Origin of the sequence: Flavivirga spongiicola (assembly GCF_030540825.1) — a bacterium.
GTDB classification, from domain to species: Bacteria; Bacteroidota; Bacteroidia; order Flavobacteriales; family Flavobacteriaceae; genus Flavivirga; species Flavivirga spongiicola.
On record NZ_JAUOEO010000001.1, the window covers coordinates 4,894,390 to 4,913,798 of the forward strand.

Annotated in this window: 16 protein-coding genes; 4 read left to right on the forward strand and 12 right to left on the reverse strand. The window is 32.0% G+C overall.

The window, feature by feature from the left end:
* Positions 1-95: 95 nt before the first annotated feature.
* Positions 96-2,390 (reverse strand): FdhF/YdeP family oxidoreductase, encoded by a 2,295-nt coding sequence (locus Q4Q47_RS19440; protein ID WP_303308307.1) that lies wholly within the window; start codon positions 2,388-2,390, stop codon positions 96-98.
* A 314-nt stretch (positions 2,391-2,704) separates the two neighbouring features.
* Between Q4Q47_RS19440 and Q4Q47_RS19445 the strand changes: the two genes are divergently transcribed.
* The gene (locus Q4Q47_RS19445) at positions 2,705-3,529 is read left to right on the forward strand and encodes a zinc metalloprotease (RefSeq protein WP_303308308.1); all 825 of its coding nucleotides are present in this window, start codon (positions 2,705-2,707) and stop codon (positions 3,527-3,529) included.
* Positions 3,530-3,711: 182 nt separating this feature from the next.
* Here Q4Q47_RS19445 and Q4Q47_RS19450 read toward each other — a convergent pair whose 3' ends face one another.
* Genes Q4Q47_RS19450 through Q4Q47_RS19460 form a run of 3 tightly spaced genes read right to left on the reverse strand, consistent with a single transcriptional unit; the run spans position 3,712 to position 6,386 of the window.
* Positions 3,712-5,265: a hypothetical protein gene (locus Q4Q47_RS19450; RefSeq protein ID WP_303308309.1), complete on the reverse strand. Its 1,554-nt coding sequence runs from the start codon at positions 5,263-5,265 to the stop codon at positions 3,712-3,714.
* Positions 5,266-5,284: 19 nt separating this feature from the next.
* Positions 5,285-5,851: a hypothetical protein gene (locus Q4Q47_RS19455; RefSeq protein WP_303308310.1), complete on the reverse strand. Its 567-nt coding sequence runs from the start codon at positions 5,849-5,851 to the stop codon at positions 5,285-5,287.
* On the reverse strand, positions 5,835-6,386 hold the full coding sequence (locus Q4Q47_RS19460) for an RNA polymerase sigma factor (protein ID WP_303308311.1): 552 nt from the start codon (positions 6,384-6,386) through the stop codon (positions 5,835-5,837). Before Q4Q47_RS19460 ends, Q4Q47_RS19455 begins: the two co-directional genes overlap by 17 nt.
* A gap of 358 nt (positions 6,387-6,744) precedes the next feature.
* Here Q4Q47_RS19460 and Q4Q47_RS19465 point away from each other — a divergent pair, with 358 nt between their 5' ends.
* Positions 6,745-7,299: a DUF2911 domain-containing protein gene (locus Q4Q47_RS19465; protein ID WP_303308312.1), complete on the forward strand. Its 555-nt coding sequence runs from the start codon at positions 6,745-6,747 to the stop codon at positions 7,297-7,299.
* A 79-nt stretch (positions 7,300-7,378) separates the two neighbouring features.
* On the forward strand, positions 7,379-8,455 hold the full coding sequence (gene meaB, locus Q4Q47_RS19470) for a methylmalonyl Co-A mutase-associated GTPase MeaB (protein ID WP_303308313.1): 1,077 nt from the start codon (positions 7,379-7,381) through the stop codon (positions 8,453-8,455).
* Positions 8,456-8,784: 329 nt separating this feature from the next.
* Here the strand turns inward: meaB and Q4Q47_RS19475 are convergent, their stop codons facing one another.
* The 7 genes from Q4Q47_RS19475 to Q4Q47_RS19505 all read right to left on the reverse strand — a co-directional run bounded on the left by Q4Q47_RS19475 (position 8,785) and on the right by Q4Q47_RS19505 (position 17,126).
* The gene (locus tag Q4Q47_RS19475) at positions 8,785-9,945 is read right to left on the reverse strand and encodes a hypothetical protein (protein WP_303308314.1); all 1,161 of its coding nucleotides are present in this window, start codon (positions 9,943-9,945) and stop codon (positions 8,785-8,787) included.
* 136 nt (positions 9,946-10,081) lie between these two features.
* Positions 10,082-12,019, reverse strand: coding sequence for a tetratricopeptide repeat-containing sensor histidine kinase (locus Q4Q47_RS19480; RefSeq protein ID WP_303308315.1), 1,938 nt, complete (start codon positions 12,017-12,019; stop codon positions 10,082-10,084).
* Between the two features lies 1 nt (position 12,020).
* Positions 12,021-12,767, reverse strand: coding sequence for a LytR/AlgR family response regulator transcription factor (locus tag Q4Q47_RS19485; protein WP_303308316.1), 747 nt, complete (start codon positions 12,765-12,767; stop codon positions 12,021-12,023).
* A gap of 241 nt (positions 12,768-13,008) precedes the next feature.
* Positions 13,009-14,211: a hypothetical protein gene (locus Q4Q47_RS19490; RefSeq protein WP_303308317.1), complete on the reverse strand. Its 1,203-nt coding sequence runs from the start codon at positions 14,209-14,211 to the stop codon at positions 13,009-13,011.
* A gap of 582 nt (positions 14,212-14,793) precedes the next feature.
* Positions 14,794-15,369: a phosphatase PAP2 family protein gene (locus tag Q4Q47_RS19495; RefSeq protein WP_303308318.1), complete on the reverse strand. Its 576-nt coding sequence runs from the start codon at positions 15,367-15,369 to the stop codon at positions 14,794-14,796.
* A gap of 12 nt (positions 15,370-15,381) precedes the next feature.
* The gene (locus Q4Q47_RS19500) at positions 15,382-15,609 is read right to left on the reverse strand and encodes a hypothetical protein (RefSeq protein WP_303308319.1); all 228 of its coding nucleotides are present in this window, start codon (positions 15,607-15,609) and stop codon (positions 15,382-15,384) included.
* Between the two features lie 143 nt (positions 15,610-15,752).
* Positions 15,753-17,126: an MATE family efflux transporter gene (locus tag Q4Q47_RS19505; protein ID WP_303308320.1), complete on the reverse strand. Its 1,374-nt coding sequence runs from the start codon at positions 17,124-17,126 to the stop codon at positions 15,753-15,755.
* A gap of 341 nt (positions 17,127-17,467) precedes the next feature.
* Between Q4Q47_RS19505 and Q4Q47_RS19510 the strand changes: the two genes are divergently transcribed.
* Positions 17,468-18,403, forward strand: a complete 936-nt coding sequence (locus tag Q4Q47_RS19510) for a TolB-like translocation protein (protein WP_303308321.1) — start codon at positions 17,468-17,470, stop codon at positions 18,401-18,403.
* 56 nt (positions 18,404-18,459) lie between these two features.
* On the opposite strand, the gene Q4Q47_RS19515 is transcribed toward Q4Q47_RS19510, so the two are convergent.
* Positions 18,460-19,401 (reverse strand): NAD(P)H-dependent flavin oxidoreductase, encoded by a 942-nt coding sequence (locus Q4Q47_RS19515; protein WP_303308322.1) that lies wholly within the window; start codon positions 19,399-19,401, stop codon positions 18,460-18,462.
* Positions 19,402-19,409: the final 8 nt, after the last annotated feature.

Sequence of the window (19,409 nt, forward strand, 5' to 3'; positions counted from 1 at the left end):
ATTTTACGATTCACTATTGATTATTAATGATTTCTCGAATTGCTATCATACCTAATACTTATATTACAAAATATTATGGTTAATGCATGATACTATTAAACTACATGTACATTAATAATAATACTCTTAGATGCTGGTGTTTTGGCTGTATGCGCATAACTATCTATAGGTACTAATACATTAGTTTCCGGGAAATAAGTGGCACAACAATTCTTAGGAATATCATAACCAACCACTTTAAAATTATTGGCCTTTCTAATTTTACCATTGAACTCTGAAGTCAGATTTACAACTTGTTTTTCTTCAAGATTTCTAATTTTCATATCTTCCCGATTCATGAAAATAATACGTCGTTCGTTAAAAATACCACGATAACGATCATCTAAACCATAAATGGTGGTATTAAATTGATCGTGACTACGTATCGTCATCATTATTAATTCTGAATCCTTAAGTTTCCATTCTGGCAATTTATTTATAGAGAAATTAGCTTTTCCTGTAGCTGTTTTAAATTTTCTTTCCCTGGCTCCATTGGGTAAGTAAAAACCAGATGGCTGTTTAATTCTTTTATTATAATGCTGAAACCCTTCTACAACTTCTTGGATATCTTCACGAACTAAATTATAATCATCCTTATATTGAAGCCAATTGATTTTAGGTCGCTCTTTTAAAGTAGCATGCGCAATATTACAAACCACCGCAACTTCACTTAATAGTTTATCGGAGCAAGGTTCTAAAATACCTTTGGTAGAGGACACAACCCCCATAGAGTTTTCTACGCTTTGGATTTGAATCCCAGTTTTTTGATAATCTTTTTCTGCACGACCTAAGCAAGGGAATATTAAAGCTTCTTTACCAGTAACTAAATGTGAGCGATTTAACTTCGTACTTACATGTACTGTTAAATTACAATTAGACAAACCTTGTGCAGAATAATTAGTATCTGGAACTGCTGAGATAAAATTACCTCCCAGACCAAAAAACACTTTGGCTTTTTTCTCGTTCATGGCTTTAATCGCGTCAATTACCGAGTACCCATGTTTAGCAGTGGGTTTAAAACCATATTTATTTTCAATTTTATCTAAAAAGGCTTGTGGTGCAGCTTCGAATATTCCAACGGTTCTATCCCCTTGCACATTAGAATGTCCACGAACTGGACACGTACCTGCTCCTTCCTTTCCTATACTTCCTTTTAATAATAATAGATTTACTAATTCACGTATATTATCAACAGCGTTCTCATGCTGGGTAAGCCCCATGGCCCAACAAATAATAATCTTCTTCTTGTTTAGAACTAAATCAAAAACGGCATCAAAAGTAGATCTGGTTACACCAGACAATTCTAAACAATCGTTAAAATTAAATCGTTTTAAATCTGCAATAAAAGTATCATAGCCATGCGTATGCCCATTAATAAAGTCTTTATCAAACACGTTGCCTTCTAATTCCTCTATCTCTAATAATTTAAGTAATAAAGCTTTTACAAAGGCCACGTCTCCATTAATAGTTATAGGCACAAACACATCGGCAAGTTTAGTCCCTCCAGTCAATAATTTAATAGGACTTTGTGGATTTGTAAACTTAATAAGCCCCGCTTCCGGTAGCGGGTTAATGGCAATAATTTTTCCACCATTCTTTTTACATTTTTCTAAAGCTGTTAGCATTCTCGGATGGTTGGTTCCCGGGTTCTGACCAATAACCAGAACCAATTCTGCTTTATATAAATCATCTAAGGTTACTGAGCCTTTTCCAATACCTAAAGTTTCAGAAAGTGCACTACCACTTGCTTCATGGCACATATTAGAGCAATCTGGCAGATTAGCAGTTCCGAATTCACGAACAAACAACTGATATAAAAAGGCAGCTTCGTTTGTAGTTCTGCCAGATGTATAAAAAACTGCTTCGTCTGGATTATTTAAAGCATTCAAATGGTTACCGACCTTTTCAAAAGCAGATTCCCAGGATATAGGTTGATAATGAGACGCTCCTTCTGCCAAAAACATAGGTTCTGAAAGACGTCCAGATTTACCGATTTCAAAATCTGATAAATTGGCAAGTTCTTCAACCGAATGATTTGCAAAAAACTCATAATCAATTGTTTTCTTTTGCATCTCTTCCGACATCGCTTTCATACCATTCTCACAGTATTCACCTAATAATGAGCGCTCATCGTCAGGGTCTGGCCATGCACATCCCGGACAATCAAACCCTCCTTTTTGATTTATTTTAGTCGAAATTTTAATGGCATCTGCAGGTTTCATATATTTTGAAGCATGGGTAACCGCTGATTTCAATGCTTTAAAACCGCCACTGTTTTTCGCTGGTGTGGTTACTTTTAAGCTCGTAAATTCTTCCGGTGTATTTGCTTTATTTATTGAAGGTGCACTCATAAAAGGTCTGCTATATTTTATTTCTATTATTAGTAAAATTAAGTTTTTTTTAGATAGCCTCCTTAAGCTCTATAAAACAATAGTATTTCAATATTTTTAATAACGCCTATTTATTTTGTGCCACACTGTACTGAGCACGGCAGAAGTTCGCCTCTTTCTCCCTACCGCACGTATAGTTAGAAATATAGTTTTATTTCTATTTAACACAAAAAAACAACATATTGGCAAGTAAAGTATTACTATATGATAATATAGCTCAAACTTTATGCTAAACAATTACATAATTTTAAATATCAATTTTAAACTAAAAAATTATGTTAACACACAAATTCAAACTCAGTATTTTTTTGGCTACTATTTTATTATGCGTTAGTTGTCAAAATGATGGTTTAGATCAGGAAGGTTTAAATCAAGAAAAGCAATCATTATCTAAAGAAGCTACAGCCACTTTAAATTACTTAATTGAAAAAGGTTTTTTTGAGGTAGATCTTTTACCAGATTTTAAGGATGAGGGTTTTATGCACGGCGACATCGTGATTCCCTTTGCATTAAAAGGGAATATAGATAAAAACTCACCTAAAAAAGGAAATGTTCAGGAGAAAAACCAATGGTATTATAATGGAAATGGGGTATATTATAATAATTCTAGAAATATTAGGTATTATATTGAAAGTAGCTTTCCCACAAACTTGGAATACGCACTTTCTTGGGCTGCTTATCATTGGAGCATATCAAGTGCTAATATTAATTTCAGTAGAACATATAATAGATCGAGTGCAGATATACTAATAGGGACTTGGTATAATTCCAATGAAGTTGCATGGGCAAGGGCCGCATTACCAGACGGTGGAGGGAATGTTGGCTCCTGGATGAGAGTAAATACAGCTAAAAACCATGCAGGCGGAGAGTCTACAATGGCTTTGTTGATACACGAATTTGGGCATAACCTTGGTTATTTACATTCTGATCAGTATGGTGGAGGTCAGATACCAGGTACTAATGGTCCATCGTATCATCAAAATAATAATTGTGGTTCAGTCATGAAAAGTGCAGTATATACTTGTAACTGGAGATTCAGTACACCGTCCGGATGGTCGAGTGACGATAGAACATCTATCACTTGGGCTTATGGAAATTAACAATTCAACTTAATGTATTATATATAAACAGCCTTTATCATTTTAATTAAGAAAAGGTCTAAAGAGTGTCATTCTGAATTTTATAGTAAAGTAAGATTTTCTGACCGGTAGCAGGTTCGCTATAGCCTATACTGAGTCCAGTCGAAGTGCTCTAAATGACAAAATATATCACTTTTTTGATCTCACTGCATAGTCACATTACTGTACTTAGCATTTACAAGAATACTTTTTCCACTTGCTAGGCTCCCCGTAGAAAAATTAGAAGCATTATGGCTAAGTTTTTCTTTGGGGTGGCTTACATGCGAACGATTTCCTTTATACTGTAAATTATACGCTACTTTAGGTAATGAAATAACCACATTGCTATTTTGAATGATAACATTTAAGTTAGAAAAAGCATCATCTATATCTAAAATTTTTAAATCACCGATATTACCATCAATGATAGCACTTCCTAATAAATGCTTTATAGTAGTATTAGATGAATTTGAATTTAGAACCATATGCTTAACATGAGCTAATTCAACATTTTCTGTATAACGAAGGTTTAGTTCTCCTAAATTCCAATAGTTTACATAAACAGGCGAGTATGAAGCATTAACGGAAGTAGAACTTCCATTAATGCTATGTGCTGTAAACTTTGTATGTGACAACTCTGCTTTTAAATTATCAACATTAGCGGCAAACTCTATTTCACCATGTCTAACATTAACCTTTAATTTAGCCTTTTTAGGCATTTTTATTTTAATAGTTTTTTTAACCTTAGAATTAGATTCTTTATTAACCAATCTTTCAATTAGAACTTTTCTGTTTTTTGCTAGCTCCTCTCTCTTTTGTGCATGCTTTTCTCGTTCTTTGGCATGTCTTTCTCGTACTTTTTCGTGTCTTTCTCGCATTTTTTCGTGTTGTGCATGCTGTTTTTCTAAATGTCTCGCCTGAGCTTCAATACGGGTAGCTTGTCTTTCCATTTTTTCAGCAAAGCGCTTCCCCCATTCTTCCATTCGCTTTCCATATTTTTCTTCCCATTTTTCATCAAATTTAGCAGCCCACTCTTCCATTTGCTTGCCATACTTATCTTCCCATTCTTTTCCAAATTTGTCACCCCATGCTTCCATTTTTTTAGCATAATCTTTACCATACTGCGATTCGAATTTTTTTGAATATTCTTCTAAATACTTTTCACCATCCTTTTTATATGCTTTGTAATCAAACTGAATTCCATCTACACCTTCTGGCAATTCTGGCAATTCAGGCAATTCTGGTACCTCTGGCATTTCGGGAAGTTCTGGCATTTCAAAGTCTATATCTAATTCTACCCCGTCAACTATAACTTCTGGTAAATCCGCTAATTCAAACTTTAACTCTTCTAATACAGCATGTACAGCCTCATTATCTCCATAACCTGAGTTGTAAACCCAAGTATTTGCTCTTGTTCCTTTCGTTCTAATCTCCACTTCACCCATTGAAGCATCAACATCGACATCCCAGTCCTCTAAAGCATTCTCTAACGCTTCTTTGCTTAAATCATCACCCTCAATATAAGCTTCTATTTCAATAATATCTTTATTCCATGTATCAAATACAATATTGCAATGGCTCGTATTTAAATCAATAGTAACATCTTTATCTACTTTTATAGATTGCGATACTTTGTTTAATTTTTGTTGTGCCATTAGCCCGCCAGTAATAAAAAAGCTTAAAACTAATAGTTTGATTTTTATAATTGTCTTGTTCATTTTTTGATTTTTAAATTGATTATCCTACTTCTTCTGTAATACTATCTGAAGCATTTATTTTTTTTAATTGATCTCTTAAACGGTATAAAAGATTTAAACGAAACTTTAAATTATCAATTAATGCATTCACTGTTAACTCACTCGGTCCTGACTCGTTTAATTCCGTCGATAAACGTTTATATTCCTTATCAAGTTCATCCAATTGCAACAAATACCCATCAAAAAGATCTTTGGTTTCTGGAGTATATTTCATTTTAGATAGCTCTAAATTAATACTCGCCAAATAATAATCTTCAACTTTTTTAAGTCCGGGAGACACATCTCCCAAGGTTTTTGTTTCAACAGTTTTAGTCTTTACCACCTCTATTGGATTCTCAACCTGTGGTTGAAAAAACTTGAAAGCACTAAACCCTAAACCTATAAACAGCAGAACACTTGCAGCTATGCGCATCCAATTAAATTTAGATTTGTTCGCTGCTGGCATGGCTTCATCTAGCTTTTTAAGAAATCTTTCTTGATGGTTTTCAGACATCTTTACATCCGTTACTTTATCATCTTTGAACAATTCTCTAATATCTCGTGCCATTTTTTTTAAGTATTAACAGTTCCTGTAATTTACTTTTACCTCTTGATAATTGTGTTCTGGATGCGACTTCAGAAATATTCAAAATCTCTGAAATTTCTTGATGATCATATCCTTCAATTAAATAAAGCATCACAACATATTGATACTTCTCAGGTAATTTATTAATTGCAATTTTCACATCGTTTAATGTAATTGCATCATCTACTAACCATTTGTCATCATGTGTTGTATCGACCACTTTTAGGTGCACCTCATCTAATTCAACAAGTTGTTGTTTTTTAGATTTTAAAAAGTCAATACTTTTATTAACGACAATACGTTTTAACCAAGCTCCAAAAGTCACTTCTGCTTTATATTGATCCAGTTTAGTAAAAGCCTTAACAAAAGCTTCTTGTACTACATCTTCAGCTTCGGTAGCATCTTTTAAAAATCGTTTAGCAACAATATACATACCATCACAGTACTGGTTGTACAACTGTAATTGTGCTTTGCGATTGTTTTGTTTACATTTTTCAATAATGTCAACTTGAAACATGCTAATTCTACTTTTGGTTATAAGTTAGTTCATTTTAAAAGACGATAAAAAAAATGAAGTGTTGCAAAAAAAATGTTTTTTTTAATTATGGAAGTGGCTTAAACTGTCCTGTCAAGCTTACCACATGTTTTTAAAAACGGTTACAAAATGCGCGCTTTCATCCCTTTTTTGTCTTTTAATTACTTTGTAGTAAAGCTATAAGCCTTAAAAAACTGCAAAATGAACAAAAATCAGCTGTTTTTCAATTCAATCAAAAATTTAATGCACTTCTCAAATAAGAAAATTCAAAAATCTGTGTTAACATTATTAATAATCATTTCTTTTTAAAGTATATTTATAACCTCTTAAAACACCCAATATGAATACCTTTTTGAAGCGTATATTAATTCTTTTATCCATAATAGCATTAGGGCTATTTCTATACTCTTTTTTTGTTGAAAATATCTTTTCTTCACGGCTAAGTCCTAAAGATACTGTAGAATTTAAACTTAATGATCTAAAACTTGAAGTGTTTTATAATAGACCTTCTAAAAAAAATAGAGCGATTTTTGGTGCTTTAGTACCTTTTAATAAAGTTTGGCGCACAGGAGCTAATGAAGCTACTACTTTTGAAACGAACCAAACCCTTGAAGTACAAGGCATGCCTTTACCTATGGGTAAATATACCCTTTGGACGGTTCCTAAAGATACAACCTGGACCGTTATATTTAATTCTAAACAATATGCCTGGGGTGTCGATTCTGACATGAAACCAATGTGGAACCCTAATTATGATGTTTTAAATATTGAGATTCCTGTGCAGAAATTACCAGCTACAGTAGAACAATTTACTATAGCTTTCGATAATTCTACTGATAATTTATTTTTAACAATGGCATGGGATGATGTAAAAGTTGCTGTGCCTCTTAAATAAATATTCTGTAATCAATGTTCAGCTGCAGTAATACGTTTTCTCAAATAAAATAGTAAATTAGACAAACATTTGTTTATTCGTGGCAAAAGAAAAAAAATCTGCACTTAAAGAAAAAAAAGGTGTTTCAATTTCTGAAATCACTAATAAATCTACCATCAAAGCTATTAAAAAGAAGCGTAGATCTGAAATTAATACAGATGCTTTAGTGACCTCTATTTTAAATGGAGACATTACAGCTTTAAGTAGGGCCATTACTTTAGTTGAAAGTAAAAATCCCACACATTTAGAAAAGGCAAATACCATAATAAAAGCATGTTTACCGCATGCAAATAAATCTGTTCGTATTGGTATTACTGGGGTTCCCGGGGTTGGAAAAAGTACTTTTATAGAAACCTTTGGCAAACATATAACTTCTAAAGGAAAACGCATTGCTGTTCTGGCAATAGACCCTAGTAGTTCACTTACAAAAGGCAGTATTTTAGGTGATAAAACCAGAATGGAAGATTTAGTAAAAGATGCTAATGCTTATATACGTCCATCTGCTTCAGGAGATTCATTAGGCGGTGTCGCCAGAAAAACCAGAGAAACTATAATTTTATGTGAAGCCGCCGGGTTTGATGTTATTATTATTGAAACCGTCGGTGTTGGCCAAAGTGAAACCACTGTACATAGTATGGTCGATTTCTTTTTATTATTAAAATTAGCCGGTGCAGGTGATGAACTGCAAGGTATAAAACGAGGCATTATAGAAATGGCAGATGCGATTGCTATTAATAAAGCGGATGGTGATAATTTAAAACCTGCTAAACTTGCTAAGGTAGAATTTAACAGGGCACTTCATCTCTACCCTGAAAAATCTTCTAGCTGGCAACCAAAAGTTACGATTTGTAGTGCCTTAAACGATGAAGGTATTGATTCGATTTGGCGTATTATTTTAGACTATGCAGAAACGACAACAAAGAATGGATACTTTAATAAAAAACGAAACGAACAAAATAAATTTTGGCTCATTCAAACCATTGAAGAACAATTAAAATCTGCGTTTTTTAATCGTCCGAAAATCAAAAAAGAACTTTCAAAACAATTGCTCCTTATTGAAACTAATAAAACCACTCCGTTTGCAGCTGCTGATTATTTAATGGGATTAAAAACCTAAATATTTGTTTAGCTCTAGAAAGATTTAATGGATTAAACTTCTTTAAACAGTTTTATACTATTTTTTTATTTAATAAAAGGGATTAAACTCTAGGGCAAGCAAGCTCTTGACCTTGAAAATCACCCATAGGACCGAGGTATTAAACCTAGGATTCCGATTTTCAGCGGGATTAGTTCAACTATCTATTTTGAATGCTTTGCTTCGCAACTTTTCAAAACAGAGTTTCACTAATAAAAAGCCTGAATAGAGGTATCACTATTCAGGCTTAAAACAAGTACAAGATTAATTAGTTTTATGAACTATTTATTTGCTATTAATCAGTTACTTTATTACTTAACAATCTTTGAAGTTATAGTTAGTTTTGCCGGTTCTAACAGATCACTAACATCTGCATTATATTTTATTTTGGAATAAAATACGGCCGTTGATTTATAGGTTCCTTCTGGAAAATTATTAAGACCTAAATTTACGTGCACTTTAACATCTGCGCTTGCCCCAGGTATTAAACCACCGCCAGGCAAAAACCTCAACGCAGTAATTACATTTGTCGGAGGGGTAATAACCGGGCTTATATCTTCATAAGTGGTTGCTTTTTGATATTCAAGTATATGATTTCCTTGATTAATCCATTTTGTTACAATAAAGCTCCCTGAATCGCCTTCTTTCGTATCTGGCGTTGTAATGGAAGTCGTTTCTATTTTAACAGGATTGATCACATCTACAATTACTGAAGCGCTTCTAAACTTATCGTTATTTTTATCTTTAACAGACAATATAAAAGATTTCGGATATGCAAAATCAAAACTGGTATCTGCTGCTGGGTATTCTGTAGTTGATGTCGACGACGAATCTTGTGTATAATATAACTTTGTTCCGTCATAAGTTATCGTTGGTACTAAATCTGTGAAATCTGTACCTAATGGTACAAAAACATATATTTTATCTCTGCCTACCTCTTCAATTATTCTTGCAATCGTAACATCAGCAGACAGGCTTGGGTTTTTACTTTTCTCGAAAGTAAAACCTGTTATTTTTAGAGTTTCAGGAACTTCCGGAACCTCCTTAATGATACTAACATTGTAATGTAGTAATACTTCTTTACTACCTGTGGCAGTACTAATCGTATATACATGTATTTTTTCATCTTCAAAAGATAAGCCAGCATCATTATTACCTGGAGAAATACTAAACTTACTCAAATTAAGTTCTTCAGAAGTGATTAATACATTTACATTATCCAAAGAAGTTGTACTAGGTACTGTAATTTTTATCTCTCCATAGGTTACTTCTTTATTATCTGTAATCACAGGTTGGACAATTTCTATTCCTGTATGTTGTATTCCAAATAATGGGAAACCGGAAAGTTTAGCCTCTTCTATATTAACCTCTGTTGGTGTTTGGTTGTTTTCTTCATCAGAATCACAACTCATCATAAAAAATACAGAAAACAATATGATTCCGATATTTTGTAGTTTTAAAATTTTTGTCATTTCTTTTTAATTCTTTATTTCATTTGGGGAATAAACTTATAGAATTATTAATCTACTACTAAATTAATATGGTGAGCCTATTCATTTAAGTGGTAAACGTGCTGAAACAATGGGTGAGTTAATACAGCTACTTTATTTATCCAGCCATACTGAACGTAATGGTATAACATGCACCGGGGTTAGAAATAATTTCTACAGTGCCTTTAATTTGCTTTGTCAACCCCTGTATGAGTTGCATTCCTAAAGACTGGCTACTCTCCATCTCGAAATTCTCTGGAAAACCAATTCCTGTATCTTGTATTGTAAGTGTACATGTATCCTTATTTTTTGAAGCCTTTATACTAATATGACCATTGGTATTATCCTGAAATGCATATTTGATACTGTTAGCTATTATTTCATTAACTATTAAACCACAAGGCACCAGACGATCCATACCAAGATTTATATTATCTATGGCTGTAGTTATTGTTATGTTTTGTTCTGGAAGATCATAACTAGTATTAAAATGACTTAATAAATTATCAAGGTACGTTTGTAAATTAATCAATGATAAATTATTGGATTTATATAATCTTTCATGTATAATAGACATGGCATGTATTTTATCCTGAATTTCCTGCAAGATTTCGGTAGAACTTTTATGGTTCCCAAATTTATACTGAAGCCTTAATAAACTTGATACTATCTGCAAATTATTTTTAACCCTATGATGTACTTCTTTCAATAGTATTTCACGATCCTTTAGGGTTTGTGATATAACCTCATTCTTTTCTGCAAGAATTTTATTGTTTCCTTGCTTATTTTTATAGGCACCGAATAGGGTTAACAAAATGATTGTTAATGTCATCAACCCCATTATTAACAAGACTTGTGTTGTACTTTGGTTTTGATTTTCTAATGCTTTAATTTTGTTTTCATTAGTTAACAATAGAATCTCTTTTTCTTTGTTTTCCAAACCAAATTTCGCCTGCACTTCCTTTAGTTGTTTATCTTTTTTTATGGTAAACAAAGAATCTTTAGCCTTATTATATTTCAGTACATATTCGTAGCTTTTCTTGTAATCCTTTCTTCTATTAGCATACTCATGAAGTGCTTCATATACTCTTGAAAGTTGAGGCAAAGCTTTTGATGTTTTAGCTTCCGACAATGCTTTATTATAATGGAATTCTGTAGCCTTTATATCGTCAAGTTTTTCGTATATATCTGCTAGTGTTAAATATGTTAATGTATTATCTTCAGTATACCCAGATTCTAAACGCATTTTCAATACTCTTTTAGAATACATTAATGCTTCTTTATATTTTTTTTCCTCTATACTAATTAGAGATAGATTACTCAATACAGATATAACAACTCTTGGGTAATTAGCTTTTTCTGCAATATCAAGAGATTCTTTTAACACTTTTTTTGCCTTTGCAAACTCTTTTTGCCGGATATACATCTCAGCAACAGCTCCAAGAATATGCGATCTAAACTCATTATTCCCTGTTTTTTTCGACATTTCCAATGCTCTATTATAATATAATAAACCATTCTCGTCATCTTTTAATCGACAAGAATAGAGGGAACCTATATTACCTACTAATCCTGTAATAAGGTTTTCATCGTTATTTTTTTCATAAATCTTGAGAGCTTTCAGGTCATAATCAAGGGCCTTGTCATAATTTCCCATTTTTACATGAGTTACCGCTATATTTTGATAGCACTTCCCGATTCCTAATTCGTAGTTTAGTGCCTCTGATACTTCTAATGCCTTTTTATAATAAAACAGTGCTTTTACATGTTCAGATTTATCATTATGGAAGTATCCAAGCCTCAAATAGAAAAAACCTGTGTATTTACTATTTTCAGTTTTTACCAGTTCTAACCCTTGTTTCGCATAATCTATGGCTTTATCTACTTTTATTTTACTGTATTTATTAGCCAATTGCATATAAATTTCGATCTTTTCTTCCTTGGAAGCTTTAACTATTTTTTGTTCTAAACTGTCTGTTTGAGCAGTTAATAAAACATAAAAAAATAAGGAAAAGAAATAAAAAAATCTCTTAAAAAAAGGTAATATTTTCTTCATATTATAAAATATCTAATCGTTCTAATAATTGACTTTTATATGCTTTACTTATAGGTATTCGGTGTGCCTCTATAAAAACAAACCTGTTTTCTATTTTATCGATTTTATCTAAAGCAACCATATACGATCTGTGAATTCTTAAAAATTTATCTTGTGGTACTTTTTCATAGAACTCTTTTAAAAACATATTTGCCAAAATCTTTTTATCCTTGGTAATGATTTGAGTATAATTATCCATAGCTTCTACCCATAAAATATCTTTTATCTTAACACTTATAAGTTGTGATTTATCTTTAATAAATAAGGTTTCTGATATTTTATTATTAGGAACTGTATTATTAGACATTGTAGATTTAGGGGCTTCGTTTTCAACCCTTTGCTGTAATGCTATTTGAATTGAAAAAGACAGTTCCTTTATATTAAAAGGTTTTAGTAAAAACCCAAAAGGCCTAGATTTCAAAGCTTCTTTAAATGTATTGTCGTCACCATAAGCAGTTAAAAAAACAATTGGGATTTTATATTTATCATAAATATCTTTTGCTGCTTCAACGCCATTTTTTTCTCCAGAAATATTAATATCCATAATGACAGCATCAGGCATCTCTTCCTCTGCATACCTCATTGCTTCTTTATAATTACTCGCTATCCCTACAATATTATATCCTATTTTTTTTAAACTGGTTTTAATATCTAATGCAATAGAAAATTCATCTTCAACTATGAGTACTTTTTTATTACCAATTACCATAAACACATTTTAGATTTGAGCACAAAACTGCTATTTAAATAGCTATCCTGAAAACTACAAAAAAACACTAATATTGTGTTGCAAAATAAAATCTATTAAGAAATGATTTAATCCTAAAATTATTAAGAAATCAATCCTAATAACGTATTTTACATAACTAGAGGTTAAACCTTAAATAAGGTTTAACCTCTAGTTTATAATTATTAGGATTTATCTGATATTATATTTTTTCAATACCTCCTTAATTGTTTTTTGCAATTACTGTTGTTTTAACATTCAATGTTAATGCTCTAAATATGTCTTCTATTGGATTTAGGTCATCAATTATATCATTAATTCTTGCCCGATTTACATCATATTTTGGAGAAAATACAATATCGACATCATAGCTTCCAATGGCAACACCATTAGCATTTACTTTAACAAGTGCATTTCCTTCCTCTCCTGGTTTTATATATGCACCTTGCAATGGATCGGATACTTCTAAAAAAGAAGCAAATATATTACCCTTATTATCCGATGTTTTATCTATATAATTACTTGCCTTGAGATTTCTTTCTATCGGATGATTACCTTTATTAACCCATTTAAGCAAAAAATTCCGAGTGTCTCCTTCTTCTACATCAGTAGTTGTTACAGAATTTTTGTTTAACACAATTGGGGTTTCTACATCTACAATAACACGATAGTTCTTTTGTAAGTCTTGACTATTAATTGACAAAACAAATTCGTTTTTATCTCTAAAACTTAAATAATCATAGTCACTTGTAAAATCAACATTGAGATCTGTTGTTGGATATGCTGTAAAGCTACCGCTACCTTGTTTATATTCCAGAGATCCTCCTTCAAAATCTATAGATGGAATCAGATTAGTTAAATCTGTTCCTACAGGAACCAAGATAAATATAGCATTCCAATTGATACCTGGATACTCGACTATTTTAACAGCTTCAACAGTTGAGGACAACGTTTGGTTTTTGGACTGCTCGAATCTAAAACCTGTAATCTCGAATTTTTCTTCAGGTTGCACATTTTCTTTCATTACAGAAACGAGATACCGAATACTTTGTTCCGGATTTTCCTTAGATGTAATAGTATAGACAATAACAGTTCCTCCTTCAAATGACTGTATAGCCCCAACTTCAGGAGATATTGTAAATTTAGATTCGTCAAAATTAACAGAAGCTAAACTCAAACTAAGATTATCTGCTGTTGCTGGGATAGTAACGGTAATCTGACCTGATGTTTTTTCTTTCCCTTCAACAATTTCTGGCTGACGCATCTCAATATTTGTATATGTAACTTCTGAGAATTGAAAATCGTTTAATTTTGCGGCTGTTAAATCTACCTGTACTGGAATAGAGGGAGTATTATCATCATCGGAACTACATCCAATAAGTAAAATAATTAATAAAAATACACTTGCTTTAAATAATTTTTTCATGTTTTTTTTTTAAGTAGGACTCTTTTTTTAAGATATAGGAACAAAAATACTTTGCTCAATAAGATTAATAAAATTAATATGGTAAGCATGATGGTATTCTTGGTGAGTAATCAGAAAAAAGGGGTAAACAAACTTTGAACGATGTATTAAATGATCCTTTTTTGATATTTTTAATTCTTCTCAACTCGTATAACTCGATTTGAGGTTTCTATACTGAACTCATCTTAATAAATATGAAGTTTGTTCCAAATAAAAGCCTAAGACCAATTTGAGTGTCATATCCATGATTTGATGTATCGAAAACAAATAGGAATATTATAAAAAAGATTTCTTAATTCTAAATAAATAGTACTTTGAAGACTTATACCATTTACAGTTTGAATTTAACCCTCCTAAATTTCGATAAAATCGAAATTATCCTCCCTTTGAAAAGAACTACCGTGTTACACAAATATTGACACATGTAATGAATATAAAAGTTAGACACGGATTACACGAATTTTCAGGAATTATAGCCTGTCAACAGGTATCATTCCTGAAAATTCGTGTAATTCGTGTCTTTTTTTTACGAAATAGAAAAAGTCAAAATGAGTTCACTATATATCTTTTTAAAAAATACTTACCCAATTTGTAAAATAGGAATCCAGCTATCGCACCAAATGTTAATCCGCAAACAATGTCTAACGGATAATGTACACCTACATAAATCCTGCTATAAGCTACTACTGCACTCCAAAATAACAAAATAAAAATAAGGTACTTATAATATTGTTTAAGCATTAAACCGGCAAAGACAGCTGCTGCCATAGAATTAGATGAATGTCCTGAAAAGAATCCGTATTTTCCACACCGTACTGCTATAAACCGCATTTGATCAATTAAATCAGCCTCTCCGCAAGGTCTTGGACGTTGAAATCCTCGCTTAAACACATTGGTGATTTGATCTGTAAAAGTTATCATTAAGGCCACAACAACTACAAAAACAAGCAATGATCTTAGCCCATATTTTTTATAAAGTAAATACAACAAGATAGCATATAACGGAATGAACGTAAGCTTGTTTGTTATTATTAACCACAAATTATCCCAAGGTTCGGAACCTAAATTGTTTAAAAACAAAAATAACTCGGTGTCGTATTCTAAAAGTTGATTTATCATTTATTATATATACTAATCTTCATATTTTGCCACTTCGCTATCGTAAAACTCTGTAGCTAATTTAATAGCATTTTCTGTTTCCTTTCCCAGTTCCTTTTGGTCTTCAACATCAAAGTCTTCAAACCATTCTACGTCGTCATCTTCAAGATTTATAATAAATCTAGGGAATTCGGTATGAATTACAAAAATAGCATTTGGGTAATCCGTATTATCGCCAAGTATAAATTTTGGAAGTGTCATCTCTCTTAGTTTTGAGTTAGAAGTGCCTTAAGTATTTAAAGTTTTATAATTTCGTTAGCAAACTTAATTGTTTTTTTTTAGTTTTTAGCAAACTTCTTATTCATCATTACGCAACTTTTAAACTTTAAATATTTAAGGTATTATTAACTTAATTTTATTAACTTTTTAGTCAAATAATTAAATCTAATATACAACAATATAGCCGCTGTAGTCAAACCTGCCAGTAATCCCAGCCAGATGCCAAAACTACCATAAGCATCTTCTTTGCCAAAAAACCAACTCACAGGAAATCCAACCAACCAATAAGATACAAATGTAATAATGGTTGGTATTTTAACATCTTGTAAGCCGCGTAAAGCTCCTAAAACTAAAACTTGAATACTATCACTTATTTGAAATATAGCTGCCGCTATTAATAATTTAGATGCAATACCTACCACTTCTGTATTATCAATTAAGTTCTTAGCATCGTTAAAATCTACATATAGCTTTGGTAATTGATTATGAAATATAAAGAATAGCAAAGCAAAACCAATAGCCAACATGGTTCCCATTAAAAATAAAGAAAATGCAATACGACGTAATTCATAATATGCTTTTAGTCCTTTTTGATTACCAACCCGAATCATAGAAGCTACACTTAATCCCATAGCTACCATAAATGTCATAGACGATAAATTAAGCGCTATCTGATTTGCTGCTTGCGGATTTTTCCCCAGTAAACCACTTAACCATATAGCAGCAGTGAAAATGGCTACCTCAAAAAACATTTGCATAGCACTTGGTGCTCCTAAATTGATAATTTTATTAAGCATTAATTTATCTAAAACAAAAAACTTAATATTTGTTACAAATGCTTTCGATTTCTCTTTTCCTTTAAGTAAAAACCATAAATGCCAAACCATAATAATACGTGAGACCAAAGTGCCATAAGCTGCTCCTACAATGCCGAGCTCTGGAAATCCAAACTTTCCAAAAATTAATAAATAGTTTAAAACGACATTTATAATATTACCTAATAAAGTTGAATACATAGGATATTTAGTCATGGACAATCCATCACTAAACTGTTTAAAACCTTGAAAAATAATCAAAGGAATTAAAGAAAAGGCAACTAAATCCAGATACGGAATTGCTAACTCTACAACCTCTACCGGCTGTTTCATAAAATACATGAGGGGTTTTGCAAAAAATACCATTAAGAATAATAATACTCCCAAAACTGTACACAAAAACAAGCCATGTTTAAAGGATGATTTTCCTTTTATAAAATCTTTTGCAGCATCAGCTTCAGCTATTAAAGGTGTTATAGCCGTAGAAAAACCAATACCTAAAGACATGGCAATAAACATAAAACTATTACCCAAGGACACCGCAGCTAACTCGGCAGTTCCTAATTGTCCTACCATGATATTATCAACAAAACTAACAAAGGTATGCCCCAACATACCTAACATAACAGGAGAAGCTAATTTCCAATTATACTTAAATTCTTTGGTATAGTCTTTTAATTGCATTAGGCAAAAGTAAACTTTAGCCTTATATTTTTGTGGCTTTTGTAATCTTCTTTTAGTTTTTTTTAAAAAATTAATAATTGTTAATAACTCTATATGACTTTTAAACTATTTACTGTAGTATTTTCATACATTCGTTGCGCTGTAAAAAGCAAACTAAATAAGAAACAGTACTTTAAACATTTAGCTTTTTAATTTAAAGGGATTAAAAATTATATTAGCTTAGAAGTTTCAGTATTTCAAGGAGGAATTTAAAATTCCTCCTTTTTTTATTTTTTAAGATTAACATTCCTTTTAGAATTCTAAATCTTCTCTTTTAGTATCTTGTAAAAAATACATTTCTTATGAGGCATCTATACTTATTAATCTTTATATCTAATATATTTTTAGGCTTTTCACAACAAACAGCTAAACCCTTTATACCTGAAATTGTAAAACAGTTTCCAAATGTTCGTGACATAGCTATCTCTCCAAACGGAAAAGAAATTATGTTTTCTGCACAAAGCGTTATGGGTACTCTATCAGCCATAATAACTATAAAAAATGAAGGAGATACATGGAGCACTCCGCAAGTAGCTTCGTTTTCTGGGCAACATTTTGATCTAGAACCTTTCTTCTCTAATGATGGTTTAAAGATTTATTTTGTTTCTACCAGACCTTTAGATGCTTCATCAAATAAACCCAAAGATTTTGATATATGGTATGCAGAACGAGCAACACTAAATAGCGATTGGTCACAACCTATAAATATAGGGGCGCCCATTAATACAGAGCATGGCGAATTTTATCCTTCAATAGCTAACAATGGTAATTTTTATTTTACTAGAGATAATCCAAATTTAAAACGTAAAGATGATATTTACGTAAGTGTCTTTACTAATGGAACATACTCAGAGCCCAAAACCTTACCTAATACAGTAAACTCTGCAGGTTATGAATACAATGCTTTTATTTCACCTGACGAATCGTATTTAATTTACGGTTGTTATAACAAACAAGGAGGTTATGGTAGTGGTGACTTATACATTAGTTATCATATTAATAATGAGTGGTTAGAAGCTAAAAACTTAGGAGAAAGCATTAACACGAGTAAAATGGATTATTGTCCTTTTGTTGATAATAAAACAAATACTTTATACTTTACAAGTAAACAAGATAATACCAAAATAGATTTTAAAAGCCCATTACCTATAAATGAGTTAATAATAGAGTTTAATAAATATGACAATGGATCAAGTCGATTATATCAAATCCCTCTGAGTGAATTACCTAAAAAATAAAGAATTTCAATGGAAACCCGAGGCTGAGCCTCTGGGAATTCTTTTCGACTAAACATTTATAAACTAGGTATTCTTTTTTTAGCTTCTTCATACTCTTGCACCATATCTTCAACAATTTTTGATACTGGTTTAACATCGTGAATCAAGCCTGCAATTTGTCCGATTTCTAATTCTCCTTCCTCCAATTGGCCTTCAAACATGCCTTTTTTTGCCCTGGCACGACCTAATAAATTTTTAAGTTCCTCAACTGTTGGTCCTGTTTTGTATAAAGCTTGTATATCGTTATAAAATTTATTCTTTATTAAACGTACAGGGGCTAGTTCTTTTAAAGTTAATTGAGTATCCCCTTCTTTAGCATCAACAACTACTTTTTTAAATGCTTCATGCGCTGAGCTTTCAACACTGGCAACAAACCGACTCCCTACCTGTACGCCATCTGCTCCCAAAATCATGGTTGCTAACATCGCTTTTCCTGTGGCTATACCTCCAGCAGCTATTACTGGAATACGAACCTGTTCTTTAACCATAGGGATAAGTGTCAACGTAGTCGTTTCATCTCTACCATTGTGTCCACCTGCTTCAAAGCCTTCCGCAACCACTGCATCGACTCCAGCTTCTTGTGCTTTTAAAGCAAATTTCACGCTACTAACAACATGTACTACTGTAATCCCTCTTTCCTTTAACCAATGCGTCCATGTTTTAGGGTTCCCCGCAGATGTAAATACAATTTTCACACCTTCTTCTACAATAATATCCATGATTTCCTCAATATTAGGATACAACATAGGTACATTAACCCCAAAAGGTTTATCAGTAGCTTTTTTACATTTTTGGATGTGCTCTCTTAGAACATCAGGATACATTGATCCGGCTCCAATGAGCCCTAAAATACCAGAATTACTTGCTGCCGATGCTAATCGCCAACCACTATTCCAAATCATACCCGCTTGAACAATCGGGTATTTAATATCAAATAATTCAGTAATTCTGTTATTCATATAATTTT